This is a genomic window from Pigmentiphaga litoralis (assembly GCF_014651835.1).
Taxonomy (GTDB): Bacteria; Pseudomonadota; Gammaproteobacteria; order Burkholderiales; family Burkholderiaceae_B; genus Pigmentiphaga; species Pigmentiphaga litoralis.
The window spans coordinates 3,644,453-3,670,235 of record NZ_BMXQ01000001.1 but is presented as its reverse complement, the minus strand read 5'-3'; the positions used below and the strand labels follow the sequence as shown (position 1 = coordinate 3,670,235).

Sequence of the window (25,783 nt, the reverse complement as noted above, 5' to 3'; positions counted from 1 at the left end):
TATGCTAGGTCCTTCCGTTCCCGCTGGAGATTCCGACATGCCGACCCATGCCACCTTGCCGCGCTGGGACCTGCTGCGCGCCGCGCGCGTGGTTCCGGTCCTGCGCTACCACGACAGCGCGACCGCTTTGTACGCCGCCCAGGTGGCCCTGCGCGCCGGCTGCCGCGCCATCGAATTGACGTGGACCATTCCCAATGTGCTGGACGTGCTGCAGGCCGTGCGCGCCGACAGCCGTCTTTCCGGACGTGACGATGTGCTGATCGGCGTGGGTACCGTGCTCGACGCCGACCAGGCCCGACTGGCGCTGGAAGCCGGTGCCGACTTCCTGGTTGCGCCGGGCGTGGTGCCCGACGTGGCGGAACTGGCTGCCGCAGCCGGCGCCATCAGCATGCTGGGCGCGTTCACTGCCACTGAAGTGATCGCCGCGCGCGCGGCGGGCGCCGACGTCGTCAAGATCTTTCCGGCCAGCTCGGGCGGGCCGGGGCATCTGTCTGCCTTGAAGGCGGTGTTCGGCGATACCTTCTTCTGCCCCACCGGCGGCGTGTCGCGCGAGAACATGGCGCAGTATTTTGCGGCGGGCGCCGACATCGTCGGCATCGGCAGCAACCTGTATGACAAGGACGCGCTGGCGCAGCAGAACACCGATGCGCTGGTGGCGCAGGTCAGGCAGGTGCTGGCCGAAGCGGGCGTGAAGTAAAAGCAGGCGCCTGGACGCATCACCCTGGACGCCTGACCCGGCAAGCATCACGCAGGGTGCTGATACCGGTATTCCTGCGTCGTGCCGCCATATCCGTAGGACGCGGCTCGCACGTCTTCCACGTAGATGTAGCTCTCGTCATGCACCGGCCCGAGCAGGCGGCCGAACCCCTCGAACACCGCCTTCAGGTAGCGGGCCTTTTCGTCCTTGGTGTTGGTCTCGTCCGTCACCTTGATGTCCAGGTAGAAGCTGGCCAGGCCCTGCTCGCTCAGCGGCCGGCCGGCAATGATCCAGTCCTGCGGATCAATGAACTGAAAGGTGATCGCCGTCACCTCGCGCTTCTTGCCCAGCACGGCCGACGTATGTTCAAGCAGCATGGCGGACACCTGTGACACGATGTCGGACCGGCGCGGGCCGGAGATCTTGACGTTCAGGATAGGCATGGTTGGCTCCAAGTGATTCGCTATACAACTATCTGGATAAAAAAAACGGTCAGGCCAGTTTGGCCTTGACCGCCTTGACGCCGGCGACGGTGCGGTCGAACACGCGTTCGCCCAGCTGTTCTTTCAAACGTGCGGTGACCTTGGCGCTGGCGGCATTGAGCGCGGTGACCATGCGCTTTGCCGTCGCCGTCGGGTGGATGCCGAGTTCGCGCCCGTCGTTGCCGGTGGGCCGCCGTTCGATCAGCCCCAGCCGCTGCAGGCCGTCCAGCGTGCGGGTGGCGGTGGACCGCGAAATGGCCAGGCCGTCAGCCAGCTCGCTTTGCAGCAGGCCGGGCTGGGCCACCACCATCCGCAGCATGAAACCCTGCGGCGGCGTGACGCCAACGTCGCGAAACGCCGCGGTCCATTCGCGTTCCAGGGTGCGGGCGAGGGCAGTGGTGTTGAAGTAGAGGCAGTGATCGAACATGACCGCATCATACGCCAAATGATTCGCTATGCAACTTGTCTTGCCGTGTTGCAACACGTTGTCGGGCGCACCGCGCGACAGGTGCCGGGGTACCCGTTGCAGCAGCACCCGTTGCAGCAGCACCCGTTGCAGCAGCACCCGTTGCAGCAGCACCCTTTTCGATCACACCGCCGGCGACGCGCCTTCCAGATCGCGTTTGGGCGCGGCGTACGCCGCTTCCTGCTGACGCCGCCACATCGTGGCATAGCGCCCGCCGGCGGCGAGCAATTCATGGTGCCGGCCGCGTTCGATCACCGTACCGGCATCCAGCACGATGATTTCGTCGCTGTCGATGATGGTGGACAGCCGATGCGCGATCGTGAGCGTGGTGCGGCCGCGGCTGACTTCGCGCAGATTGTTCTGGATCTCGCGTTCGGTATGCGTGTCGAGCGCGCTGGTGGCCTCGTCGAACAGCAGAATGGCCGGCTGCTTCAGAATGGTCCGCGCAATCGCGACGCGTTGCTTTTCGCCCCCCGACAGCTTCAGCCCGCGTTCGCCCACCACGGTCTTGTAGCCGTCGGGCATCGCCAGGATGAACTCGTGAATGTGCGCCAGGCGCGCGGCGTTCTCCACCTCTTCCACCGACGCGCCCGGACGGCCATAGGCAATGTTGTAGAGGATGGTGTCGTTGAACAGCACGGTGTCTTGCGGCACGATGCCGATCGCACCGCGCAGGCTGCCCTGCGTCACATCGCGGATGTCCTGGCCATCGATCAGGATCGCGCCACGGTCCACATCGTAGAAGCGGAACAGCAGGCGGCTCAGCGTCGACTTGCCCGCGCCAGACGAACCCACCACCGCCGTGGTCTTGCCCGCCATCACCGTAAACGACACGCCCTTCAGGATCTCGCGGCGCGGGTCGTAGCCAAAGTGCACGTCCCGGAATTCCAGGGTCGCGCCCGTGACGGCCAGCGCCGGCGCGCCCGGCTTGTCGGCGACTTCATAGTCCACCGCCATCAGCTCGAACATGCGGTCCATGTCGATCAGCGACTGCTTGATCTCGCGATACACAAAGCCGAAGAAGTTCAGCGGCTGGTACAGCTGCAGCAGGTAGGTGTTGACCAGCACGAAGTCGCCGATGGTCAGCCGGCCGGCCGCAATGCCCCGCGCGGCCATGTACATGATGACCGTCAGGCCCACCGAAATGATGGCGGCCTGGCCCACGTTGAGCAGCGACAGGCTGGTCTGGCTCTTGACCGCCGCGCGCTCGTAGCTTTGCAGCGCGCCATCGTAGCGACGCGCTTCGTGCGCTTCGTTGCCAAAGTATTTGACCGTCTCGTAGTTGAGCAGGCTGTCGACGGCCTTGGTGTTCGCTTCCGAGTCCGTCTCGTTCATCTGCTTGCGGAACTTGGTGCGCCACTCGGTCACCAGCAGCGTGTACGCGATGTACAGCGTGACGGTAATCAGCGTTGCCAGCGCGAACCAGCCATCGAACATCCGCCACAGGATGATGGTGACGAGGGCGATCTCGAACAGTGTCGGCAGCACATTGAACAGCATGTACGAGAGCAGCGTCTCGATGCCTTTGGTGCCGCGTTCGATGGATCGCGTCAGCCCCCCGGTCTGGCGGGCCAGGTGAAAGCGCAAGGACAGCGCATGCAGGTGCCGGAACACTTTCAGTCCGACCGCGCGAATCGAATGCTGCGCTACCTTGGAAAACACCGCGTCGCGCAGTTCGGAAAACAGTAGCGTCAGCACCCGCGCGCCGCCATAGGCCAGAATGGCGCCCAGGGGCACGATGATCAGGGCCGCGTCCTTTGCGCCGAGCGCATCGACGGCCGCCTTGTAGAACATCGGGATGTAGATGTTGGCGACCTTGGCGGCGATCAGCAGCAGGACCGCAACGACGATGCGCACCCGCAGCGACGGCGCGTCTTTGGGCCACAGATAGGGGGCAAGGGTGCGTAATGTGGCCAGTCCGCCTTTGGGACGGGCGGGGGTGGCAGGTGCGGCAACCGCCGGCGTCTCGGGCGGGGTGGCAGGCGCGTTGGCAGCCTTCGTTGCAGGTGCAGTCAAACCAGTCTTCCAGGAATCGATAGTGCGCACGATACGCCTGTTGACGGGCTCATGCAGGCGGGCGGCCAAACGCCTCGCTGAAAAAATCGATGAAGGTGCGGACCTTCGGTGACAGGAATTTGCGGCTGGTATAGGCCGCATACAGCGTGACCGAGGCGGCCGGATAGGCAGGCAGCACGCGTTGCAGCGCACCCGTGGCCAGGTCGTCGGCAATCTGCCATTCGGGCAGGAAACCGATGCCGATGCCGGCCAGGATGCTTTGGTGCGTCAGCGTCGAATCGTCGGATTTCATGGCCGCCCGCAACTGGACGGTGGTGCTGCCCTCGGCGCCTGCCAGGGTCATGCGCTGCGCGGACGGCAGATAGGACGGCAGCACGGCGTCATGCGACGCCAGGTCGGACGGCGACACGATCGGCGCGTGCCGCCCCAGGTAGTCGGGGCTGGCCACCAGCAGAAAGTCCAGCTTGCACAAGGGCCGCACGATCAGGGACGGCAGGTCGTGGTTGGTGGCGCGCAGGGCGACATCAAAGCCGCCTTCGGCCAGGTCGATCTTGTGATTGGTCAGCCGCAGGTCCATGACGACGCGCGGATAGCGCTGCCGGTAGCGCGACAGCATCCCGGCAAACCGCGCGTTGGCGCACCACACGGGCGCCGTGATCTTGAGCGTGCCCGACGGTTCGGCGCCGCTGCGGCCCAGCGTGGATTCGGCTTCGTCCAGCCGGTCCAGCGCGTCGACGCAATGTTCCAGGTACACCGCGCCGGCTTCGGTCAGGCTGACGTGACGGCTGCTGCGATTGAGCAGGCGCGACCCCAGGTGACGTTCCAGGTGCGCCACATGTTTGCTCGCCATGGCGGCGGACAGCCCCATCCGCCGCGCCGCGTCCGCAAAGCTTCCGCCCTCGGCCACCTGGCGAAAGACGCGCATGCTGAGCAAGGTATCCATTCGGGGGTCAGGCCTCGCGGGGTCGGCAATCAGCCAAAGCGGCTGGCCGACACGACCACATTCATGACCTCGTCTTCGAACACCTTTTGCCCCGGGTCGTTGCCCGCCGCGCCCGCCGCCACCATCAGCGGCAGCAGGTGGTCGGGATGCGGCTGGGTCGCGCGGGCATCGGGCGCGGCTTCCCAATGGACCAGCGCGTCGCGGCGTTCGGCCGGCGGCAGCGCGACGGCGCTGGCAAGCCAGTCATCGAAGCGGCGCGACGCGGCGTGGAACGCAGGCGTGTAGCCGCGCATGTTGTGAAAGCTCATGCCGCTGCCGATGATCAGCACGCCTTCGTCGCGCAAGGCCTGCAGCGCTTCGCCCGCGCGCAGGTGGTCGTCGGGGTCCAGGCCATTCTTCATGGACAGCTGCACGACCGGAATGTCGGCATCGGGGTAGATCAGCTTGAAGGGCACGAACACGCCGTGGTCGAAACCGCGCTGCGTATCCACGCCAGTGGGCAGGCCCGCTGCGGCTAGCAGTTCCTGCACGCGACGGGCCACTGCGGGTGAGCCGGGGGCCGGGTAGGTCAGCTGATAGGTATGTTCCGGAAAGCCGTAGTAGTCGAACAGCAGGGGCGGCGCCTCGCCCGCGTTGACGGTAAAAGCGTCCTCCTGCCAATGGCCGGAAATGACCAGCACGGCCTTGGGCCGCGTGCCGACCGAGTCCGCCAGGCCTTTCAGGAAGGCGGCCATGCGATCCCACATGTGCGGGTTGCCGGGCCAGTCCATGAAAAAACAGGGGCCGCCGCCGTGGGGAATGAAGAACGTGGGAAGCCGGGTCGTTGCGTCAGGCATGGTGCATCTCCTTGATGCATTCAATATAGGCGTCTACTGACAGGGGATCAACGGCCGGAAAAGGAAGGAATTGTTTCCTTGCAGTTGATGATTTAGCAGAGGGTTGCCGGCGCTTGGGCATCATCTTTGGCCTGATGACGACCCCTAACGGGTGACCCCCAGCCATCAAGGCTGACCTGCCATCGTCTCCACAAAAAACGCGCTGGGGGCGACCCCGAATTGCCGCTTGAACATCGTCGCAAAGGCGCTTGGGCTGCCGTAGCCCAGTTCCAGCGCCACGTCCACGATCTTGGCCTGGCAAGCCAGCATCTCCAGCGCTGCCAGCAGCCTTGCCTGCTGGCGCCACTGCCCGAAGGTCATGCCCATCTCGCGCAGGAACAGACGGTGGATGGTTTTCGGATCGACGCCGAGGCGCTGCGCCCATTCGGCGGCCGTGGTCCGGTCGTGCGGCTCGCGGGTCAGGGTCTGGCCGATCAGCCGCAGGCGGGGGTCGGTCGGATGCGGCAGGTGCAGCGGCAGGGTGGGCACCAGTCGGAGTTCGTCCAGCAGCAGACGCATCAGCCGGCCGTCGCGCGTATCGGGCGAATAGGGCAGCGGCACGTCGATGGCTGCCAGGATCAGCTCGCGCAGCAAAGCCGAAATGCCGATCACCGAACATTGCGTGGGCAGGTGCGGGCTGGCATCGGGCCGGATGAACGCCGCGCGCATCTTGACCTCGCCCACCATGCGCAGCTGGTGGGGCATGTCGGGCGGCATCCAGATCGCGCGGGTGGGCGGCACGACCCACAGCCCCTGCTCGGTGCTCACCACCATGACGCCATGCACGGCGTGGATCAACTGCGCGTTCGGGTGGCGATGGTGACCCGTGTTGTGCCCGTTCGGGAAATCGGTCGCCATGGCCGTCACCGGCAGGGCGCTGCGGTCGAACTGCGTGTACCGGGGAGGGGAGACGTCCATGTCCATTTCTCGAAGGGTTTCGCCAGAATCTCGCAAGACAGGCGGGAACTTGACGAGTAGGCTACGCGTATTCCCGGTACTCGACCAGTCCACGGGATGTCGACCGGCCGCACGCCGGCACCAGATCAGAACGAGACGCCCATGCAATCCAGCATCCCCACTTCTCCCACCACGACGCCGTTGCCGGCCGCCTCCGCCGCGACCTCGCCCACGCCCGCGGCCTCCGCCACGCCCGCCGCCGAGCGCACCGGCTTTCGCGTATTGGGCGCGATCAGTTTTGCGCACTTCTTGAACGACATGCTGCAGTCGCTGATCCTGGCGATCTACCCGCTGCTCAAAAGCGGGTTCAACCTCAGCTTTACGCAGATCGGTCTGATCACGCTCACGTATCAGATCACGGCGTCGCTGCTGCAGCCGCTGGTCGGGCTTTATACCGACAAGCATCCCAAGCCGTATTCGCTGGCGGTGGGCATGGGCTTCACGTTGTCGGGCCTGCTGGCGCTGGCCTTCGCGCCGAATTACAGCGTACTGATTGTTGCTGCCCTGCTGATGGGCATGGGCTCGTCCATCTTCCATCCGGAATCGTCGCGCGTGGCGCGGCTGGTATCGGGCGGACGCCATGGCCTTGCGCAATCGATCTTCCAGGTCGGTGGCAACGCGGGCAGCGCCATGGGCCCGCTGCTGGCCGCCTGGTTCATCATCCCGCGTGGCCAGGACAGCGTGGCATGGTTCGCATTGGCCGCGCTGACCGGCATGCTGATCCTGTGGCAGGTGGGCGTCTGGTACAAGCACCAGCATCTGTCAGGCCGCAACAAGGCGCGCGCCCGGCCCGCGGTGGCATCGCCCGTCAGCCGCAACGTGGTAATCGGATCCATGGCCGTGCTGCTGACGCTGCTCTTCTCCAAATACTTCTACATGGCCAGCTTTACCAGCTACTACACGTTCTACCTGATGCACCGCTTCAACGTCAGCGTGCAGAACGCGCAGATGCACCTGTTCCTGTTCCTGGCCGCCGTGGCCCTCGGCACCATCCTGGGGGGACCCCTCGGCGACAAGATCGGCCGCAAGCGCGTCATCTGGGGCTCGATCCTGGGCGTGGCGCCCTTTGCGCTGATCCTGCCCTACGCCGACCTGTTCTGGACCGGCGTGCTCAGCTTCGTGATCGGCCTGATCCTGGCATCGGCCTTCTCGGCGATCCTGGTATTTGCGCAGGAACTGATGCCGGGCAAGGTCGGCACCGTGTCGGGCCTGTTCTTCGGCTTTGCGTTCGGCATGGGCGGCCTGGGCGCCGCGGTGCTGGGCAAGGTGGCCGACACGCAGGGGATCGGGTTCGTGTATCACCTGTGCGCGTTTCTGCCATTGCTGGGCATGCTGACGGTTCTGCTGCCGGACGTGGGGCGGGCCAAGGTCAAGGCGGCCGCGGCGCGGTAATTACGGCATGTCCCCGCAGACCTCGCGCACGCAGGCTCGGAGCCAGCGATGCGCGGGGTCGGCGTCCATGCGTGGGTGCCAGAACATCGAGATCGTCATGCCGGGCACCTTGAACGGCAACGGGAAACGTGTCAGCCCACTGCGCATCGAGCCGGTGTGGCGTTCCGGAACGCTGGCAATCAGGTCAGAACCGGCAGCCAGCGCCAGCGCGGCGCTGTAGCCACCCACCGTGGTCACGATGTGACGCGTCTTGCCTCTCCGTTCGAGCGCATCGTCGATCGGGCCGCTGTCACGGCCGCGGCGCGAGACCAGGATGTGCTGCCCGGCTGCGTACCGCGTCAGGGTGATGCGGCGTTCGGTCAGCGGGTGCCCGTTTCGGACCACGCCGATGAAGCGGTCGCCGAACAGCCGCTGCGCGCGCACTTCAGGGCCCATGTCCTGGCCGATCACGCCGGTTTCCAGGTCCACGTCGCCTTGACGCAGGGGCGTGCTGTCTTTGTCCAGCTTGGGCAGGAAACGCAGCCGCACGCCGGGGGCATCACGAGCCACCCGGGCAATCAGCGCCGCCCCGAACGTTTCGACAACGCCTTCGCTGCAACGCAAGGTGAAGGTTGCTGCCAGTTCGTGCAGGATCAATGACGTATCGGGATGCAGCACGGCGTGCGCATCGCGCAGGATGGGGCCGATGCGTGTGCGCAGTTCGATGGCGCGTGGCGTCGGCACCAGGCCGCGGCCTGCCCGGACCAGCAGCGGATCACCGATCGTGGCACGCAGCCGGGCCAGGGCGCGGCTCATGGCGGACGGGCTCAGACCCAGGCGCTCGGCGGCGCGCGCGACGTTGCCTGCATCCAGCAGGACGTCCAGAGCAACGAGCAGGTTCAGATCAGGGCGGGGCATGCGCGCAAGGTAGCACGGCGGCGCGGGCGGCAGAAAGTGACATGGCGTCGTATGCATCATTGATGTGCAAGGCGTGCGTCTTCCGCCATGTCCGGAAGCGGCTTAGTCTGGGGCTTCCCGCATCTGCAGCCGCATCTGTCTCTGCACCTGCATCACGCTTTGAAGGTAGTCATGCGAACGTTTTGGATCCGTCGATTTTTTGTTGGGCAGTCCGCCGGGCGGTCCGGCGCGCAGTCAATTGGGCAGCGGATCGGGCAGTCGGTTGGGCGGACGACTTGGCTGTCCATGCAGCAGTCGGCTCAGCCGACCCCCCGCCATTCCGCAAATCATTCCGTTGCCGATCCCGTGATGTCGTCAGTACCGGTTGCGCTGGTATCGGGATCGGGATCACGGCAGGGGCCGGCGCCGGTCCCGCCTGTCCCGGCTCCCCACGTCAAGGCTGCCCTGGCGGGCCTGTCCTTGTCCATGTTGCTGGCATCGCTGGGCACCAGCATCGCCAACGTCGGGCTGCCTGCCTTCGCGCAGGCGTTTGGCGCCCCGTTCGGGCATGCGCAGTGGATCGTGCTGGCGTACCTGCTTTCGACGACCACGCTGATCGTGGTGGCGGGCCGGCTGGGGGACCGGTTCGGCCGGCGACGTGTGCTGGTCGCGGGCGTGGCCATGTTCACGGCCGCGTCGGGGCTGTGCGCGTTGGCGCCGTCGCTCAGTATGTTGATCATTGCGCGGGCGCTGCAGGGCGCGGGCGCGGCCGCCATGATGGCGCTCACGCTGGCCTTTGTCGGCGACCTGGTGCCCAAGGCCTCGGCGGGCCGTGCCATGGGTCTCCTTGGCGCCATGTCTGCCACGGGCACGGCACTGGGCCCGGCGGTGGGCGGCCTGCTGCTGTCGGTGTGGGGATGGCCGGCGCTGTTCGCGGTCATGCTGCCGCTGGGCGTGCTGGCGGCGTGGGGTACATGGAAGTATCTGCCCGCATCGGCATCCGCATCCGCACCGGCAATCGACCCTGCACTCAAGTCAACTGTCGCACCGGCAGGTGCACAGTCGCCGGCACCCACATCCAGACCATCGGCTCCGCCCGGCGCTCTCCAATCCTCTGCCGCCGCAAGACTGGATGCCAAGGGAATTCTGCTCCTGATGCTTACCCTGGCAGCCTACGCACTGGCCATGACCTCGGGTCGTACGCCGGGCAGCGCGTGGACAATGCCGCTGCTGCTGCTCATCGCAGCCATCGGCGCCACCGGCTTCGTCCGGGCAGAAGCGCGAGCCGCCTTCCCCTTGATTCGCCTCGACGTTTTCAAACGTCCCGACGTCGGCTCCGGGTTCGCCTTCAGCGCCGCCGTGTCCACCGTCGCCATGGCGACACTGGTCGTGAGTCCGTTCTACCTGTCAGCAGGCCTGGGCTTACGGCCGGCGCAGGTCGGGCTGGTCATGTCCGTGGGCCCGATTGTGGCGGCGCTGCTGGGAGCGCCGGCGGGCCGATGGGTCGATCGGCATGGCGCGGCCGTCATGACGCGCATGGGACTGATAGTCATGCTGGCCGGCTGCCTGCTCCTCGCGACGTTCCCAATATCCTTCGGCACCGCGGGCTACCTCCTTGCCCTGGTCACCCTGACCGCAGGCTATGCGGTGTTCCAGACGGCGAACAATACGGGCGTCATGGCGTCGGCAGGCTCGACTGAACGCGGCGTGATCGGCGGCGCGCTCGGCCTGTCGCGCAACCTGGGGTTGATCAGCGGCGCATCGTTGATGGGCGCCATCTTCATGGCCGGCGCGGCCACGACCGACCCGGCATCCGCATCGCCGGGGGACGTGGCGGCAGGCCTGCGCCTTACCTTTCTTGTAGCGGCAGCGCTGGTCGGCGCGTGCCTGGTGACCGGCCAGGTCATGCGCCGATCCCGCCAGCGCAGCTAACCTGTCACTCGCGCGGCGGACCTGCCTATAATTTCAGCTTGCCCACCGGGCACCGAAGCACGTCGTTGCCTTCCGATGCGCGGGCGTGGCCCCCTTTCCCAGGCCCCTTTCCCAGGCCCCTTTCCCAGGCCTCTTCTTCACCGACACCTCATCATCATGCGAAAAGCGCTCGTCTTATTTTCCGGAGGCCAGGACTCCACCACCTGCCTGGCCTGGGCTGCCGACCGGTATGAAGTCGTCGAGACCATCGGCTTCGACTATGGCCAGCGCCATCGGGTCGAACTCGACGCGCGCCAGCATGTGCTCCAGGCCATGCGAGCCCAATTCCCGGACTGGGCGCCGCGCATTGGCGCCGATCACATGGTCGACCTGGGTGTGCTCGGCGCAATCAGCGACACCGCACTGACCAGCGACACCGAAATCAAGATGGCCGCCAACGGCCTGCCCAACACCTTCGTGCCGGGCCGCAACCTGGTGTTCCTGCCGATGGCATCGGCCGTCGCCTACCGGCGCGGCCTGGACGTGATTGTGGGCGGCATGTGCGAGACGGATTTTTCCGGCTACCCCGATTGCCGCGACGACACCATCAAGGCGCTGCAAGTGGCCGTGTCCTTGGGCATGGGCCAGCGCTTCACGTTCGACACGCCCCTGATGTGGATCGACAAGGCCGAAACCTGGGCCATGGCCAATGACTTGGGCGGGCAGGCCTTCGTCGACCTGGTGGTCGAGCACACCCACACCTGCTACCACGGCGACCGCACCCAGCGCTTCGACTGGGGCTATGGCTGCGGCACCTGCCCGGCGTGCGAGTTGCGCAAGAACGGGTTCGAGAAGTGGCGCGCGGCTGCGTAGCGAGCAAAGTCAATCATCCGTGGCTTTGCAGGCTTATCGAGGCACGATCAGAAAGCCCGATGCCGGGTCGCTGGCAAGGTGTGCGGTCACCACGCAGTTGTGCCCGTTGCAGCGACTCACCGACTCAGCCAGGATATCCAACGATTCAATGGGGCTCGCCTTGGCAAGGTGCTGAAAGCGTCGGATCTCTGCGGCGTCACATGCCCGATAAGCTGTCTGCAGGAGTCCGTTGACCTCGAGCAATCTCAAGCTGTCCGGCTGGATCAGTCTCAACAGGTTTTCGGCTTTGCTCACTTTCTCGTGCAAGTGGGCCAATGCATCGGCCTCGGCCTGTACGCCGTAGCGTTTCCAGGCAGGTTCGTGATGGAACAGCCGATTGCGAAAGTCCCTGAGAGTCGCAACGCTTTCTTTGGCTTGGCTTAGGACCGTGCTGGCCTGGGGGGCTGGCCAAGGTCCGCAGAACACCGACGATAAATGTCGGGGCCAGATCAGGTTGCGCCCCATGAATTCGGAGTCCAGAAGACATCCCCAGGTCGAGAAGTCTGTCTTCGCCAGCACGCCTGCGTGGCTCGGTCGAATGTGTCCCCTGACCTGGTAGCGCTTGCGTGTGTCCGCGATGTATTTGCGGGTCGCCGCGATGAAGTTGTCATTCACGATCTGCACGGAGCGGGGAGGCGGCTTGCCCGCCTCATAGGAGCGGTAGCGCAGCTGTGCGCTGGACCACCAGAACGTCCCAAGGCCTTGCGTCAGAGCATGATCAATGGCGTTGCGCAGGCTGACTTCAACGGTGCTGATCAGGGGATACAGCGCACTGCAGACATGCGCGTTCCAGAGGTAGACACCCATCAGCTCGACGTCGTTTGTAGGCTTGAAAACAAGTTGGTAACTGGATAATCGTTCATTGCTGATGAGCTTGTCGATCAGCACGGGTCGGTAGCGCAGGGTGGTCGGCATTATAGGCACCTTCGGCATTCGCGTGCAGGGGTGGCGTCATTGACCGCTGCAGGCTGAAACGCCTAAAATCGTGGCAAGGTTGGTGATGGCTTCCAATGGGCGAAAGCCTACGACCCATCATGTAAGACCTGATTTCGCCCCGGCCACGAGCCGGGGATTTCATTTGTGGCGTGCAAATGTCCTGGCGACTTGTACTGACCCTCGCCGACTCCTATCGGCCCCTGGGCCGCAGCCATAAAAAAAGCGTCCGGTGCAGTTCATGCACCGGACGCTTTTTTATTCACCAGACCGCGCGCGCCGCAAGCCGCGCGCACGGTCCACCCGGCTTACGCCGAGAAGTTCTTCAGCAGGGCTTCGCGATACGCTTCGATATCGGCGATGGGACGGCGGGCGACGCCCGATTCCATGGCGGCCAGCGCGACGGCCGAGGCGATTTCGCTGATGAGGCGGGGATCAAACGGGGTCGGGATGAAGTAGTCGGGACCGAAGGTCAGGGTCTTGCCCGGGTAGGCCTTGGCGACCTGCTCGGGGATTTCCTTCTGGGCCAGACCGGCCAGGGCGTTCACGCACGCCAGCTTCATTTCGTCGGAGATGCGCATGGCATCGACGTCGAGTGCGCCGCGGAACAGGAACGGGAAGCACAGCACGTTGTTGACCTGGTTCGGGTAGTCCGAACGGCCCGTGGCGATCAGCACGTCGGACCGCGCGGCCTTAGCCAGTTCCGGCAGGATTTCCGGCTCGGGGTTGGCCAGTGCCAGGATCAGCGGACGCAGGCCCATGGTCTTGACCATGTCTTGCGTCAGCAGCTTGCCGGCGGAACAACCCAGGAACACGTCGGCGTCCTGGCAGGCATCGGCGAGCGAACGCGCGGTGCTGGAGGTCGCGTAGCGCGCCTTGTTGAATTCCATCGACTGGTCGCGGCCTTCGAACACGACGCCCTTCGAGTCGACGAGCAATACGTTTTCTTTCTTGAGGCCGAGGCGGACCAGCAGGTCCAGGCAGGCAATGGCCGCGGCGCCGGCGCCGGAGCAGACCAGGCGCACGCTGTCGAGCGACTTTTCAGCCAGCTTCAGGCCGTTGACGATCGCCGCGGAGGTCACGATGGCCGTGCCGTGCTGGTCGTCGTGGAACACCGGGATCGACATGCGTTCGCTGAGCTTGCGTTCGATGTAGAAGCACTCGGGCGCCTTGATGTCTTCCAGGTTGATGCCGCCAAACGTCGGTTCCATCATCGCGATGGCTTCAATCAGCTTGTCGGGATCGGTCTCGGCCAGTTCGATGTCGAACACGTTGATGCCGGCAAATTTCTGGAACAGGCAGGCCTTGCCTTCCATGACGGGCTTGGCCGCGTACGGGCCGATGTTGCCCAGGCCCAGCACGGCGGTGCCGTTCGAGATCACGCCAACCAGGTTCGAGCGCGAGGTGTACAGACGCACCGATTGCTGGTCGTTGGCAATGGCTTCACACGCCGCGGCGACACCGGGCGAGTACGCCAGCGACAGGTCTTCCTGGTTCGCGAGCGGTTTGGTCGGGACCACGGCAATTTTGCCGGGGATGGGAAACTGGTGGTAGGCGAGCGCCTTATCCGAGAGCGTGGAGTCCATTGTTTATCTGTAGATCGCCGAAGGGCACAAGGCGATCATTGTATGCCGTCGGAGGGATGCGCGTGCCGCAAACCATGTTGCAGCGCCGCATGGCGGCGATGTTCCGGCGGCGTTCCCGCTATCGGTGCATCCGGTATCCCACATGCCGATAAAACCGAACGGGGATGGCGGGAAGGGGCCGGACCTTGCACCGGATCGGTGCCGGGAAGCGTTGCGCAAAGACGTCGCCTTCGCTTCCCCCGCCTACTTCGCCGCCGCGTCCTTGCCGGCCTCGTCTGCCGCTTTGGCCAGGATCTTCCCGGCCAGCGCAAAGCCGGTATTGGCCGCCGGCACGCCGCAGTACACGGCCGCCTGCACCAGGGCTTCTTCGATCGCCTGGGCTTCGACCCCGGCACGCAGGGCGGCGCCCACGTGCAGCTCGAATTCTTCCCAGCGTCCCAGCGCGACCATCATCGACAGGACCATCATGCGGCGTTCGACATCCTGGAAGCGGCTGGACGTCCACAGCTCGCCCCACGCATAGCGGGTAATGAAGGCCTGGAAGCGTCGGTTGAACGGCGTGACCGAGGCTACGCGCTGTTCCACGTACTCGCGGCCCAGCACCTGCTTGCGGCGGTTCAGGCCGTACTCGTACCGATCGGCTTCGGTTTCCACCGGCGGTTCGACCAGGAATTCGATGACGGCATCGCAAAACTGCACGGGCGTCTCGGTCGCGGCGATGTGCGCGGCGGGCAGGGCGACCACCACGGCGCCGCCGATGGCGTCGGCGATCTGCTGGCCCACGGCCGGCGGTGTGGACAGGTCGCGTTCGCCCGTCAACACCATCGTCGGGACCTGGATGGCGGACAGGGACGAGGTCAGGTCCAGGTCCCGGATTGCCGCGCAGCAGCCGGCATAGCCCGGCGCCGACATCGACAGGAAGGTGTTGCGCACGCGCTGGAACTCGACGCCGTTGCGGGCGACGAATTCGGGGGTGAAGAAACGCGCCATGGCCATGTCGGCAATGGTGTCCATGCCCTTTTCCAGCACGGTGGCGATGCGGGTGCGCCAGATGGCCGGGTCAAATTTGGGCGCGGTGTTCGCCAGGATGAGGCGGCGCAGGCGCGCCGGGCGATTGGCCGCGTACCACATGCCGACCATGCCGCCGAGCGACACGCCGCAGTAGTCGAAGCGGTCCAGTCCGGCGGCAATCGCAACCGCGTCCAGGTCGGCGCCCAGCTGGGCAATGGTGTATTCGCCGGCCGGCGCGTCCGATGCGCCATGGCCGCGCGCGTCGTAACGCACCACATAGAAGTGGCGCATGAGACGCGGCATGACCGGGTCCCAGGCTGCAAAGTCGGTGCCGATGGAATTGCCAAGGACGAGCGGCGGCAGGCTGCGGTCGCCGTCGGCGCGCCAATAGATGCGGGCATCGCCGCTGAGTGCGTGGGGCATGGGATCTCCTGGTGTTTTATGAGTGGGCGTCGCGCCAGTGGCGCAGCACGGCATCGCACATGGGCTGGCAGGCAGCGACCTGCGCGGCGGGGCTGGCAAGGCGATCGAGGGTGGCATCGTCAAGGACGGCCGTCACGTCGGGCATGGCCTTGAGCAGCTCGGCCACGGGGGTGCGCTGCTGGATGGCCTGTTCGCAGACTTGCCCCACGATGCGCGCGGCGGCGGCGGGGCCGAGCTTGCCGGACAGCGTGAGCGAGATGCCTTCGGAATACACCACGCCATAGAGCCGGTCGATGTTGGCCTGCATGGCGTCGGTGTCGATACGCAGACCTTCGCCGATGTCCACGGCGGCCGACAGGCTGCTGCCCGCCAGATCGAACAGGTCTGCCAGGACCGGCAGCGCGTTGGGCCAGCTGCCCAGCCCGCGTTCGTGTTCGGACGCCAGTTCGCCGGTCAGGATGGCGGCCACCATGGGTGCGCGATTGGCGGCGTCGAGCAGATACATGCTGGACACGGGATTGCGCTTGTGCGGCATGGCCGACGATCCGCCGCGGCCCTCGCCGGTGGGCTCGAAGGCTTCCGCCACTTCGAACTGCATCAGCAAGGACACGTCGCGGCCGATCTTGCCAAGCGCGCCGCACAGGATGGCCAGTTCACTGCCCAGCCGCGCGATGCGGTCGCGCGCGCCGTGCCACGACATGGCCGGCGTGCGCAGGCCCAGCCGGCCGGCCAGGGCGTGAGCCACGGCGCCGGCCGCGTCGCCATGCATGGCGAGCGTGCCGTTGGCGCCGCCAAACTGCAGCGTGCACGCCTCATCGCCCGCTGCCTTCAATGCCTCCGAGCAACGCGTGACGGCGTCGAGCCATCCCGCCACCTTCCAGCCGAAGGTAACCGGCGCGGCCGGTTGCAGCAGGGTGCGGCCCAGCACGGGCGTGGTCCGGTAACGATCGACTTGGCTGGCCAGGGCATCGCCCAGCCGGCGCAGCTCGCGTTCCAGGACGTCCATCGACGCCCTGGCCTGGCAGAGCAGGGCCGTGTCGCTGATGTCCTGGCTGGTGGAGCCGAAATGCACATACGCCACGGCGGCGGGGTCCACGTGCTGGACGGCCGCCTTGAGCGCTTTCATGAGGGGGATGGCAAGGGTGCCGGCGTTGCGGGCTTCGGCCGCAAGCTGATGGGGATCAATGCGAAAGGTGCCGCAGGTCGTGACGATCGCGTCGGCGGCGCTGGCGGGGATGACCCCGCATTCGGCCTGGGACGCGGCAAGCGCCGATTCGAACCTGATCATGGCATCGATCACGGCGGCGTCGGTCCAGAGGGACCGGATGGCCGGTGTCGAGAAGAAGGAGTTCAGGGCATCCACGGTGTAGACCACTCGCAATTCGGGTAAGGGCTGAGGCGAGCCAGGTAAGGCGGGTCGGCGAATCGTGTGGACGATAGCACGCGTCCCGGGCGTGGCTGGGAGGAGAAAGGTGCAGTAGGGAAATGCGCGAGGATGAGGGCGCAACATGCCTGGGAAGGGTGAGCTCCATGCCAGGGGCGGCGATGGCAAAGGTTGAGCCGTTTACTGCGGCGCAACATCGAAAAAGGCTGAGCAGGCCCACCCTCCCCTCATCTACCCGAGTGAATCCGACTCGCTAATCTTTGTCCTGCATTCGCTCTGTGGGAGGCGCGGTGTGTGCATGGTAGTTTGGAGGTGTCGCAAATCGTAAGCGTGAGAACGGGCTATCCGAAGGGGGTGCTCATCAGTAATTCGGCGCGCTCCGGGTTGATTCGACCCTTCGTTTCCGGTTGAAGAGTCAGCCCTGCGTCAGCTTGATTGCGTGTAGGCGTATTTCTGACTGCAACAGGAGAAATTAAATTGTTACTGCGCTGGGCTGAATACCGCACGATTGGAAGGTCCAATCCTGTTTTAGGCGTCGACAATGACGTGTTCATGCGAATTAATGCATCCCTTTTTCCATGCATTTGCATGCTCTCCCTAGCAAAATTAGGCAGCGAAAACCTGTCTCAGTCTTTTGATTGAGGTTTGGTGATGGACCTGATGGCGTAGGTAAGCATTACGTCTGAGATGCATTGATTTAGAGGATTTCGCAAACTAGTATCTACTCGTCGATCCTCTTCAGGCTAATCACAACGACGGTTGAGTCAACCGCGAGCGGCCAGATGCCCCCAATACGAATCGGACTGATGAGGTGGGGCTTCATGAAAAAAATCAACACTTTCCCTACTCACGTTTAATCTCGCCTCGAGGGCAAAATGGCAAAAGTCTTGCTGGTAGAAAGCCAACCACTGTTGATGCATGGCCTGTGTCAGATCCTGACACGCGCCAATAGCGCGACGGAAGTTGTCGTGATCAACATGGCCCGTGCGGAACAGGATGCTGCGGCGCATCAAAACGCCGATCTGGTCATCCTGAGTGTGCTGCCCGATGTGGCCGCCACCGATGCACTGCTGGAACGAGTGCGTACGCTGCTTGATCCCCAGAAGATGCTGCTGCTGTCGGATGACGAATCCTTCAAGCTGTCGGCCCTTCGCTCGTCGCAAAAGATTTTTGGTTGCGTTCGCAAGACCGAATCCCTGGAAGTGCTCGAAGCCGCGATTCGTCTGGTCATGGTGGGTGGCTATTGCTTCCCTGGCGAAACTGCCGCACCTGCACCATTCAACGCCATGCAGCCCTTCCAGCTCGGTCACCCGACACGTCAGCCCAGCGCCGATGGCCGTGCTGCCGTCGCCGGCGCCGAACTGCTGAACATTACGCCCCGCCAGTACCAGGTTCTGGTGCTGCTGGCCCGCGGTTATCCGATCAAGACGGTCAGCCGCATGCTGAACATCTCGGTCGCAACTGCCAAGACCCATGCCTGCACGCTGTATCAGCGTTTGAATGTGAAGAACAAGAGTGAAGCGGTGTACGCAGCACTGCAACGCGGTGCAACGCTCGATTGGCAACCCGATCGTGTGACCGCCGACCTGACGCCGGAGCCGCCCGTAAATTTTAAGCGCGCCGACGACCTCGGGTGGCGCTCGCCATCTAGCTTTTCCAGTGTGGAGCTTCCCGGGACGGCGGGTGGCTTGGACATCCGTCGTCCGTTGGCCGCGAACTCTTGAAATTCACCGACCCGGGACTGCAACCGGATGCCTTGACCACAGGCATCCCCCATAAAAGTCCCGGCGTCCGTCAACCGTTGGTCATCCACATGCAGGAGATACACCGCCCCTACACGCTAGCTATGATCGGTCTCACTAACGCGATCATGGCCTCATGGTATCGGGATGTTTCGAACGATAGGTCGCGCAATGGTGTAGCAGCCCTGGGTTGATGCTCCCAAGAAGAGTATCGAGCAGGACTGTGCAGCCGCCGTCTAGCCCCATACCTGGATTTCCAGAATGAATGTTTTGCTGATCGAAGACCAGCCTGTTTTCCAGGCGGCCGTGCGCCGTGTGCTGGAAACCATCCAGGGCGTAAATAACGTCACGCTTATGACGCCCGACAATGTTGCAGAGCAGGCCAGCTCTGGAACCGTCGAACTGCTGGTGTTCGGATGCACCTCGCGCAGCGATACCGACCTTCGGTTGCTGTCCGACGCCGTGCGCAAGTTCATGCCATACCGCAGTCTGGTGTTCTATGACACGCCGGACCCCAGCTTCATCTACGGCGCCGTGCTGTCGGGTGTGTCCGGGTACGTGCCCAAGTCCGCCACGCCGATGGCCGTGTGGGCCGCCATCAACCTGGTGCTTGCCGGGGGCTATTGCTATCCGCCAATGGCGGGTGGAATGGCGCCTGCGATGTCCAGCATGGGGGCGCTCAATCCGGCGTCGGGCCCGATCGCGCTGCGCGCCGGACCGCGTTCCGAACTGACCAAACGGCAGTACGAGCTGCTGCGTCTGCTGGCCTCGGGTGTGAACATGCGCATCATTGGCGAGCGCATGGGGATTTCTGTTGCAACGGTCAAGAGTCACGCGCGCAGCCTGTATTGGAAGCTGAGCGCAAGCAACCAGACCGAAGCGGTATTCAATGCGATCCAGCGCGGCCTGCTGTAAGGCCGGCGCTGTCTGAATGCAGGACCAGGAACGCGGCTCAGGCCGCGTTTCTGTTGTGGATGGATGCATGCCGCCACGCAGGGGTTGATGCGGGCGCGCCGCGCTCCATGCGGGCGCGCCGCGATTCCTGCGCCAAGAAAAAGCCCGGCCCCGAGAACATCTCGGGCCGGGCTTTTTTACGTCTGCCCTAGGCGGTCAGGACCGCCGGGCAGACGCGTTCAAGGCTTGGACTGGTGCTGCGGTTCGCGGGGGTCGGGCAGCGTCTGCAGCAGGGCTTCTTCGAAGCGGCGAAAGATGGTTTCCGCATCGAGCCAGTTGCGCGCATAGGTGCGGCCGGCGGCGCCGAGCACCGTGCGGCGCGCCGGGTCCTGCGCCAGCTTGAGCAGGGCGTCCGCCATGGCGGCTGCGTCTTCAGGCGGCGTGAGCACACCACAGTTCGCCACCACGTTGGCCAGTTCCGTGCCTTCTGGCGATGCGCAGATCAGCGGCTTGCCGCTGGCCAGGATGCCGGTCAGCTTGGACGGCATGACCAGGTCCGCGGCGTCCTTGCGTTGCGGCAGCAGATGGATGTCGGCCGCGCCCAGCAGTTCGGACAGGCGTTCGATCGGCTGCAGCGGCAGGAAGTGCACATTGGGCAGGTCGCGGCAGGCGGCCTGCAGCACCGGCTTGGTCGGGCCTTCACCACAGAACACGAAACGGATATCGGGCTGCGCGGCCAGCAGGTGCGCCACTTCACCCAGGATCTCGAGCCCCTGCTTGCCTCCCATGTTGCCGGAGTACAGCGCCACCACGGCGTGCTCGGGAATGCCGAGTTCGGCGCGAATCACGCTGGGCCGGTCCAATGGCTTGACCGCATCGAGGTCGACCCCGTTGGGGAACAACACGACACGATCCGGTTCCACACCTTTGGCCAGCAGACGCTCGCGCATCTTGGACGAGATGGTCGAGACGCGCGTGAAGCGGCGCATCAGGAACCGTTCGACACCCAGCACGGCCTTGCGCAGCGTCTTGCCCGAGAGCATGCCCAGGTCAAATGCCGCGTCGACTTCGAAGTCCTGCACATGCAGCCAGCTGCGGCTGCCGACCACGGCTGCGCCAAGCAGCGTGGCCGGGGCGCAGAACAGTGGCGGCTCGACCACCAGCACCGCATCGGGGCGGTGGGCAAGCCGCCACCACGCCACGGGCAGGCTGGTCGCCGCAAAGCTGGCCAGGTGCAGGATGCGCTTGAGGCCGGACGGCCGCTTGGGCACCCACAAGGGCACGCGGTAGACCGTCACGCCCTTCCAGATTTCCTTGCGGTAGCGTCCGGCCTTGTAGCCATCATGTACCTGCCATTCAGGGTAATAGGGCGGCGCCGTGACGACGCTGACCTCGTGGCCGCGTGACGCGAGCCAGGCCGCGAGTTCGCCGGTGTACTTGCCGATGCCGGTCAGTTCGGGCGAAAAATTGATGCCGTAAAGCAGGATCTTCATGGGGCCGAGACCGTGCGTTGCCGCACGACCTTGCAAGGATTTCCGTGGTTGACGGTGCCGCCCGGAACGTCCTTGAACACCGAGCTGCGTGCGCCGACGATGGCGCCGTCACCAATGCTGACGCCGGGGCCGACGAACACGTCGGTCGCGACCCAGGCCTGCTTGCCCACGCGGATCGCGCGGGCACGGATAGGGAAATCGACCTGGGTTGCGTCATGGTCGCCGGCGCACAGATAGCTGCGCTGCGAGACCACCGCGTGATCGCCAATGGTGATCTCGCCCAGGTTGTAGAGCACCACGTCATCACCGACCCAGGCGTAGTCCCCGATGGTCAGGTTCCACGGATAGGTGATGGTCGCGCTTGGGCGGATCACGACGTTCTTGCCGATCTTCGCGCCGAAGCAGCGAAGCAGGAAACGCCGGAAGCCGTAGGCGATCTGCGGGGACCCGCGAAACAGCGACGCCTGCGTCAACCACCACAATTGCACGGTCAACCCACCCCGCCGCCGAAAGCCGGCCGGCATGGTGAACAGGTCCAGTCGCTGAAAATCGCTCATGTCGCCGATTCCTTCGTGGCGGGGCGAGCGGTGACGACACCCGGGCGGACCAGCTTGGTCTGCTTGCGGGCGGCCAGCTCGTCCATCTTCAGGCCGATCTGCCAGTAGTAGGTCGCGCGCGCCATGGCGTAATGGAAGCCGGCGGCGCCATCCAGGAAACCGAACTTCAGGATGTAGCTGTGCAGGAAACTGATCAGCGGCTTGAAGGGCAGGTTGTCCAGCACCTTCTTCATCATCGAACGCAGGCCCAGGTTGGCCTCGCGCGGATCATTCATCAGGCCCTTGCTGCGCAGCTGCGCTTCCCAGTCCGAGTAGCGGTTGTGCTTGTCGAAATAGTGATAGAGCGAATCATGGTCGTCATGCAGCATGCGATGCTTGAGCGCGAAGGTGCGGCCCTTGATCGCGGGCTGGTAGTGGCCTTCGACTTCCCACATGTTGGCGGCGTCCAGGTCGTCATAGTCCAGGAATTCGGACGACGCCTGGTGCACCAGCACGAGCTTGAAGACGCGGTGGCCATAGGCCAGCTTCTTGCCGGCGAACACATAGTCGAAGCCCACGAACGCGCCGCCGTAGCCTTGCGAGAACTTGGGCAGGCAGGCGCGGATTTCGGCGGCCAGCTCGGGCGACATCTCTTCGTCGGCATCGACGTAGAGCAGGATCGGGTAGGTGCAGGGCAGCTCTTTCAGGCACCACTGCTTTTTCTTCGGATAGCGGCCGTTCCAGTCGAACTGGACGACCTTGGCGCCATACGATTCGGCGATCGCGCAGGTGTTGTCGGTACTGCGGGAGTCGACGACAAAGACCTCTGCGAAGTCGGTCAGGCCGGCCAGGCACTTCGCGATATTGGACTCTTCGTTCTTGGTCATCACGATGACCGAAACGGGAATGCGTTCCATCTCAAACTCCACGGGGTTGCTTGCGATCGGCGATCAACGTGCGGAACAGGTCGACCACGCGTTGCGCGTGCTGATTCAGGGAAAAGTCGTTGGCGCGCAAGGGGCCCAACGAACGGAGGCGTTTTGCGGGTTCGCGCTCGTACAGCAGCCTGCGGATCGCTTCGGCAATGGCGGCGGCGTTGCTGACCGGAACCAGCACGCCGAATTCGCCGTCGCTCAGGATCTCGGCCGGGCCGGACGGACAGTTGGTGGCCAGCACCGGTACGCCCAGGCTCAAGGCCTCGACCAGCACGATGCCGAAGCTTTCGTGCACCGACGTCAGCAAAAAGATGTCGGCGGCGGCAACCGCGGGAAAGGGGTTATCGAGGTGGCCCAGGAACTTCACGCGCGAACGCGACGGACTCGCTTCATTGAGCACGCGCAGTTCTTCTTCCAGCGGACCTTCGCCGATCACCAGGAACTGCACGTCCGGATCGTCCAGGATCTGGGCCGCGGCCACCAGGGTCTTGTAGTCTTTCGACGGCGCAAGCCGGCCCACCGACACCACGCTGAATTTGGCGTCGTCGGCTTGCGGGGGCGGCGCTTCCTGGCTCTGGCGGCTGACTTCTTCCACCGGCAGGCCGTTGTAGATGTGGCTGCACTTGCCCTGCAGGTCCGGCACCAGCGTGACCAGGTCATCGACCACGCCGCGCGACACGCCGATCACCACGTCATGCCGCGGATACAGCGTGCGCAGCAGGAAGGTCTTGAGCCCCTTCATCGTAGTGGTCGAATAGTGGCTCGACGGCGCGTTGTGCTCGAAGGCCACGGTGCGAAAGGGCCGGCGCGACATCATGCGCATGACCGCGACCGCGGCGTTGCACAGCAGGCCGTGCGAGCAGACGATCTCGGGCTTGGTCCGCTGGATGGTGCGCCAGAGCCGGAACAGCGCAACGGGCAGCATCGCGGCGAACTTGGGCTTGGATTCGCCCACGTTCATGCCGCGTTCCACGTCGGGGTTGTTGACCTGGTATTCATGGTCGAGACCGCGCAGCAGGAACAGCGACGTGTCGAACCCGTGGCGCGGCACTTCGTCGACGATGAAGCTCACGCATCGTCCGACGCCGCCGCGGTGCAGGTCCGGTGCTACAAACAGCACGTCAGCCATGGTGGGGTACGCCTTCTGGAGTGTAGTAATGGACCGGTTGAGGCGTGGTTTCCCGGTTGGCATTGCGGATCAGCGACAGACAGTAGGTGAGCAGCACGCCGACGAACGCCGTCTTGGGTGCATACGCCAGGCCGCCCGACAGCGGGTCCACGATCAGGTAGATCGGCACGGTCGCCAGGATGTAGCGGCGATGCAGTTCCAGTTGCGGATCGCGGTAGCTGGGCAGCATCGACATCAGCAGCACGAACACGGCGGGCAGGAACACCAGCACGGTGCCGACGATGCCGAACTTCATCAGGTAGAACATCCAGGAGTTGTGCGCGAAGGTGCTCAGCTCGAAGCCGTTTTCACCCATCACCCAGCTCTTGAAGCCCGCACCCTGACCCAGGATCGGCGCCTGCTGATACAGCTGCACCTGGCCTTCCAGTTCCTGGATCCGCGCGCCGTAGCTCGAATCGCTTTCCAGGTCATTGACCGAGATGATCCGGTCGATGAGCACGTCGGCATAACCGATGGCGTAGAACAGGGCGAGCACACCGATCAGCGCCGGCACGAAGTACACGATCGACTTGCGCATGGCGCCAACCCGGCTGCCCAGCAACGCGGCAACGGCCACGGCCACGCCCAGCTGCAGGTACTGGCTGCGGTTGAGCGAGAACACCAGCGCGGCCAGCATGAACAGCGTCATCATGTAGGCGGTGCGTTTCTTGATGCCGAGCTGTTCCTGGAAGTACAGGACCGACACGATCGAGAACGGAATCACCCACACGCCGATTCGCAGGTTACGCACCGGGTTTGACGCGCTGAAGACGAACAGCTGTTCGATCGCGATCCAGGCGGCGACTGCCATGCCGGACCAGATGAAGAAACGCTGCAGCGTCATGTAGTTCATGTGCGACTGCAGGTCCTTGTAGCAAAGGAACGGTATCGACAGGAAGTAGATCAGGACGCGAAAGTCCCGCACCGCGTCACCGGTTTCGATCGTGTTCGTGTGACGGAACTGCATCATCACGACGAACAGCAGCGCGATCAATTGCAGGGCAAGCAGAAAGCCGATGCGGGCGCTGGGCAGCGCATACGCGGTAGGTTCCGCCAGCCGGGCGAACTTCACGGCCACGATGGCCAGGAAGATCGCGTCCCACGGGCTGAGGTTGAACGAGCCGATCTTGAGGAAGAGGGCGTCGTTGTTCATCACCAGGGCGGTGAACATGAACCACCCCAGCAACGGCAGCGTGGAGAACTGGCGGTAGTTGGTCATTTGGGCTCTCGCTGCCAATCATCGACACCGACCAGCTTGGTCAGGAACTTCTCGGTCAGGTAGCGGGTGTCGCCCTGGCGGGCATGCGCCAGCATCTTCTGGGCGACCACCCGCAGGTCATCGACTTTCGTGCCCGACCGGCCTTCTTCTTTGTTGAGACCTGCAACGATCTGCTCGCGCTCCGAACGATGGATGTGATCCATCGTGGTCGTCTTGGTTTCGGCATGCACGGTGTAGACGCCATAGGCTTCGGGCACGACGACGTTGCTGCCGGCGCGCAGCAGGCGGCTCCACAGTTCCAGGTCCATGCAGTACTGCTTCTTCTCGTCGATGAAGCCGTACTTTTCCATCAGGTCCCGGCGCCACAGCGCGGCCTGGTTCGGAATGGAAGCCTTCACCACGGCCAGCGACTTGCGGGTCATGGGCGTGTAGCGGACTTCACGGTAGATCTGGTTGTCGTGGTTGGCCACATACAGGTTGCCGCTGACGATCGGCGCGCCGGTACGCATGGCGGCTTCAGCCAGGGCCATCAGGGCGCCGGGGTAGAACAGGTCGTCCGAGTTCTGCCAGCCGACGTAGTCGCCGGTCGCCCGGCGAAAGCCCTTGTTGAGCGCGTCGGATTGACCGCGGTCCTTCTCGCTGACCCAGTAGGCCAGGCGGTCTTCGTATTTGCGGATGATGTCGACGCTGCCGTCGGTCGAGCCGCCGTCGATGACGATCAGCTCGAGGTACGGATAGTTCTGGTTCAGGATCGACAGCAGCGTGCGTTCCAGGAACTTGGCCTGGTTGTACGACGGTGTGATGATGCTGATCTTGGGCAGCAAAGACGGGAAGGCCGGACGCGCGACGGGCTCGTGCAGACGGCTGACGAAGGCGCGCAGGGTCCGGGTCGTGTCATCGTGTCTGTGGGCAATGTAGGCTTCAAGCATAGC

21 protein-coding genes and 2 pseudogenes are annotated in these 25,783 nt (G+C 64.5%); 6 read left to right on the top strand and 17 right to left on the bottom strand.

Annotated elements, in window-relative coordinates:
- Nucleotides 1-37 precede the first annotated feature (37 nt).
- Nucleotides 38-697 carry a bifunctional 4-hydroxy-2-oxoglutarate aldolase/2-dehydro-3-deoxy-phosphogluconate aldolase gene (locus IE116_RS16755; protein ID WP_189614071.1) on the top strand — a complete coding sequence of 220 codons (660 nt, stop codon included), beginning with the start codon at nucleotides 38-40 and terminating at the stop codon, nucleotides 695-697.
- Between the two features lie 47 nt (nucleotides 698-744).
- On the opposite strand, the gene IE116_RS16750 is transcribed toward IE116_RS16755, so the two are convergent.
- The 6 genes from IE116_RS16750 to IE116_RS16725 form a co-directional block, all read right to left on the bottom strand.
- Nucleotides 745-1,140, bottom strand: coding sequence for a tautomerase family protein (locus IE116_RS16750; RefSeq protein WP_189614070.1), 396 nt, complete (start codon nucleotides 1,138-1,140; stop codon nucleotides 745-747).
- Between the two features lie 49 nt (nucleotides 1,141-1,189).
- Nucleotides 1,190-1,606 carry a MarR family winged helix-turn-helix transcriptional regulator gene (locus IE116_RS16745; protein WP_189614713.1) on the bottom strand — a complete coding sequence of 139 codons (417 nt, stop codon included), beginning with the start codon at nucleotides 1,604-1,606 and terminating at the stop codon, nucleotides 1,190-1,192.
- A 162-nt stretch (nucleotides 1,607-1,768) separates the two neighbouring features.
- Nucleotides 1,769-3,562, bottom strand: coding sequence for an ABCB family ABC transporter ATP-binding protein/permease (locus tag IE116_RS16740; RefSeq protein WP_229828490.1), 1,794 nt, complete (start codon nucleotides 3,560-3,562; stop codon nucleotides 1,769-1,771).
- A gap of 148 nt (nucleotides 3,563-3,710) precedes the next feature.
- Nucleotides 3,711-4,604 (bottom strand): LysR family transcriptional regulator, encoded by an 894-nt coding sequence (locus tag IE116_RS16735; RefSeq protein ID WP_189614068.1) that lies wholly within the window; start codon nucleotides 4,602-4,604, stop codon nucleotides 3,711-3,713.
- A gap of 29 nt (nucleotides 4,605-4,633) precedes the next feature.
- A complete protein-coding gene (locus IE116_RS16730; protein ID WP_189614067.1) occupies nucleotides 4,634-5,440 on the bottom strand; it encodes a DODA-type extradiol aromatic ring-opening family dioxygenase in 807 nt (268 codons plus the stop codon).
- 165 nt (nucleotides 5,441-5,605) lie between these two features.
- The gene (locus tag IE116_RS16725; protein ID WP_229828229.1) at nucleotides 5,606-6,397 is read right to left on the bottom strand and encodes an AraC family transcriptional regulator; all 792 of its coding nucleotides are present in this window, start codon (nucleotides 6,395-6,397) and stop codon (nucleotides 5,606-5,608) included.
- A gap of 141 nt (nucleotides 6,398-6,538) precedes the next feature.
- Between IE116_RS16725 and IE116_RS16720 the strand changes: the two genes are divergently transcribed.
- Nucleotides 6,539-7,828, top strand: a complete 1,290-nt coding sequence (locus tag IE116_RS16720) for an MFS transporter (protein WP_189614065.1) — start codon at nucleotides 6,539-6,541, stop codon at nucleotides 7,826-7,828.
- On the opposite strand, the gene IE116_RS16715 is transcribed toward IE116_RS16720, so the two are convergent.
- On the bottom strand, nucleotides 7,829-8,725 hold the full coding sequence (locus IE116_RS16715; protein WP_189614064.1) for a LysR family transcriptional regulator: 897 nt from the start codon (nucleotides 8,723-8,725) through the stop codon (nucleotides 7,829-7,831).
- Nucleotides 8,726-9,073: 348 nt separating this feature from the next.
- Between IE116_RS16715 and IE116_RS16710 the strand changes: the two genes are divergently transcribed.
- Nucleotides 9,074-10,636, top strand: coding sequence for an MFS transporter (locus IE116_RS16710; protein WP_189614063.1), 1,563 nt, complete (start codon nucleotides 9,074-9,076; stop codon nucleotides 10,634-10,636).
- 156 nt (nucleotides 10,637-10,792) lie between these two features.
- Complete coding sequence (gene queC / locus IE116_RS16705; RefSeq protein WP_189614062.1) at nucleotides 10,793-11,488, top strand: 7-cyano-7-deazaguanine synthase QueC; 696 nt, start codon at nucleotides 10,793-10,795, stop codon at nucleotides 11,486-11,488.
- 33 nt (nucleotides 11,489-11,521) lie between these two features.
- Here the strand turns inward: queC and IE116_RS16700 are convergent, their stop codons facing one another.
- The 4 genes and pseudogenes from IE116_RS16700 to pcaB form a co-directional block, all read right to left on the bottom strand.
- Nucleotides 11,522-12,442 carry an Abi family protein gene (locus IE116_RS16700; RefSeq protein ID WP_189614061.1) on the bottom strand — a complete coding sequence of 307 codons (921 nt, stop codon included), beginning with the start codon at nucleotides 12,440-12,442 and terminating at the stop codon, nucleotides 11,522-11,524.
- Nucleotides 12,443-12,789: 347 nt separating this feature from the next.
- A pseudogene (locus IE116_RS16695) lies at nucleotides 12,790-14,046 on the bottom strand (malic enzyme-like NAD(P)-binding protein); the annotation flags it as partial.
- Between the two features lie 243 nt (nucleotides 14,047-14,289).
- Nucleotides 14,290-15,480 (bottom strand): bifunctional 3-oxoadipate enol-lactonase/4-carboxymuconolactone decarboxylase PcaDC, encoded by a 1,191-nt coding sequence (gene pcaDC / locus IE116_RS16690; RefSeq protein ID WP_189614059.1) that lies wholly within the window; start codon nucleotides 15,478-15,480, stop codon nucleotides 14,290-14,292.
- Between the two features lie 16 nt (nucleotides 15,481-15,496).
- A complete protein-coding gene (gene pcaB / locus IE116_RS16685; protein ID WP_189614058.1) occupies nucleotides 15,497-16,855 on the bottom strand; it encodes a 3-carboxy-cis,cis-muconate cycloisomerase in 1,359 nt (452 codons plus the stop codon).
- Nucleotides 16,856-17,739: 884 nt separating this feature from the next.
- Here pcaB and IE116_RS16680 point away from each other — a divergent pair.
- Both IE116_RS16680 and IE116_RS16675 read left to right on the top strand, forming a co-directional pair.
- A pseudogene (locus IE116_RS16680) lies at nucleotides 17,740-18,426 on the top strand (response regulator transcription factor); the annotation flags it as partial.
- Between the two features lie 441 nt (nucleotides 18,427-18,867).
- Entirely contained in the window at nucleotides 18,868-19,521 is a 654-nt protein-coding gene (locus tag IE116_RS16675; RefSeq protein WP_189614056.1) for a response regulator transcription factor, read from the top strand.
- Between the two features lie 218 nt (nucleotides 19,522-19,739).
- Here the strand turns inward: IE116_RS16675 and IE116_RS16670 are convergent, their stop codons facing one another.
- The 6 genes from IE116_RS16670 to IE116_RS16645 are packed head-to-tail and all read right to left on the bottom strand — an operon-like array spanning nucleotide 19,740 to nucleotide 25,780.
- Nucleotides 19,740-20,993, bottom strand: coding sequence for a glycosyltransferase WbuB (locus tag IE116_RS16670; RefSeq protein WP_189614055.1), 1,254 nt, complete (start codon nucleotides 20,991-20,993; stop codon nucleotides 19,740-19,742).
- Complete coding sequence (locus IE116_RS16665; protein ID WP_189614054.1) at nucleotides 20,990-21,550, bottom strand: putative colanic acid biosynthesis acetyltransferase; 561 nt, start codon at nucleotides 21,548-21,550, stop codon at nucleotides 20,990-20,992. The genes IE116_RS16670 and IE116_RS16665 overlap by 4 nt, the downstream gene beginning before the upstream one ends.
- Nucleotides 21,547-22,446: a glycosyltransferase family 2 protein gene (locus tag IE116_RS16660; RefSeq protein WP_189614053.1), complete on the bottom strand. Its 900-nt coding sequence runs from the start codon at nucleotides 22,444-22,446 to the stop codon at nucleotides 21,547-21,549. The genes IE116_RS16665 and IE116_RS16660 overlap by 4 nt, the downstream gene beginning before the upstream one ends.
- A 1-nt stretch (nucleotide 22,447) precedes the next feature.
- Entirely contained in the window at nucleotides 22,448-23,593 is a 1,146-nt protein-coding gene (locus IE116_RS16655; protein ID WP_189614052.1) for a glycosyltransferase, read from the bottom strand.
- Nucleotides 23,586-24,851: an O-antigen ligase family protein gene (locus IE116_RS16650; protein ID WP_179582907.1), complete on the bottom strand. Its 1,266-nt coding sequence runs from the start codon at nucleotides 24,849-24,851 to the stop codon at nucleotides 23,586-23,588. Before IE116_RS16650 ends, IE116_RS16655 begins: the two co-directional genes overlap by 8 nt.
- Nucleotides 24,848-25,780, bottom strand: coding sequence for a glycosyltransferase family 2 protein (locus IE116_RS16645; protein WP_189614051.1), 933 nt, complete (start codon nucleotides 25,778-25,780; stop codon nucleotides 24,848-24,850). The genes IE116_RS16650 and IE116_RS16645 overlap by 4 nt, the downstream gene beginning before the upstream one ends.
- Nucleotides 25,781-25,783 lie beyond the last annotated feature (3 nt).

Coding starts and splice junctions, on each gene's coding strand:
- IE116_RS16725 (WP_229828229.1), bottom strand. CDS start 6,397: ATGGACGTCTCCCCTCCCCGGTACACGCAGTTCGACCGCAGCGCCCTG.
- IE116_RS16670 (WP_189614055.1), bottom strand. CDS start 20,993: ATGAAGATCCTGCTTTACGGCATCAATTTTTCGCCCGAACTGACCGGC.
- IE116_RS16660 (WP_189614053.1), bottom strand. CDS start 22,446: ATGGAACGCATTCCCGTTTCGGTCATCGTGATGACCAAGAACGAAGAG.
- IE116_RS16675 (WP_189614056.1), top strand. CDS start 18,868: ATGAATGTTTTGCTGATCGAAGACCAGCCTGTTTTCCAGGCGGCCGTG.
- IE116_RS16700 (WP_189614061.1), bottom strand. CDS start 12,442: ATGCCGACCACCCTGCGCTACCGACCCGTGCTGATCGACAAGCTCATC.
- IE116_RS16650 (WP_179582907.1), bottom strand. CDS start 24,851: ATGACCAACTACCGCCAGTTCTCCACGCTGCCGTTGCTGGGGTGGTTC.
- IE116_RS16710 (WP_189614063.1), top strand. CDS start 9,074: ATGTCGTCAGTACCGGTTGCGCTGGTATCGGGATCGGGATCACGGCAG.
- IE116_RS16735 (WP_189614068.1), bottom strand. CDS start 4,604: ATGGATACCTTGCTCAGCATGCGCGTCTTTCGCCAGGTGGCCGAGGGC.
- IE116_RS16720 (WP_189614065.1), top strand. CDS start 6,539: ATGCAATCCAGCATCCCCACTTCTCCCACCACGACGCCGTTGCCGGCC.
- IE116_RS16645 (WP_189614051.1), bottom strand. CDS start 25,780: ATGCTTGAAGCCTACATTGCCCACAGACACGATGACACGACCCGGACC.
- queC (WP_189614062.1), top strand. CDS start 10,793: ATGCGAAAAGCGCTCGTCTTATTTTCCGGAGGCCAGGACTCCACCACC.
- IE116_RS16665 (WP_189614054.1), bottom strand. CDS start 21,550: ATGAGCGATTTTCAGCGACTGGACCTGTTCACCATGCCGGCCGGCTTT.
- IE116_RS16715 (WP_189614064.1), bottom strand. CDS start 8,725: ATGCCCCGCCCTGATCTGAACCTGCTCGTTGCTCTGGACGTCCTGCTG.
- pcaDC (WP_189614059.1), bottom strand. CDS start 15,480: ATGCCCCACGCACTCAGCGGCGATGCCCGCATCTATTGGCGCGCCGAC.
- IE116_RS16755 (WP_189614071.1), top strand. CDS start 38: ATGCCGACCCATGCCACCTTGCCGCGCTGGGACCTGCTGCGCGCCGCG.
- IE116_RS16730 (WP_189614067.1), bottom strand. CDS start 5,440: ATGCCTGACGCAACGACCCGGCTTCCCACGTTCTTCATTCCCCACGGC.
- IE116_RS16750 (WP_189614070.1), bottom strand. CDS start 1,140: ATGCCTATCCTGAACGTCAAGATCTCCGGCCCGCGCCGGTCCGACATC.
- IE116_RS16655 (WP_189614052.1), bottom strand. CDS start 23,593: ATGGCTGACGTGCTGTTTGTAGCACCGGACCTGCACCGCGGCGGCGTC.
- IE116_RS16745 (WP_189614713.1), bottom strand. CDS start 1,606: ATGTTCGATCACTGCCTCTACTTCAACACCACTGCCCTCGCCCGCACC.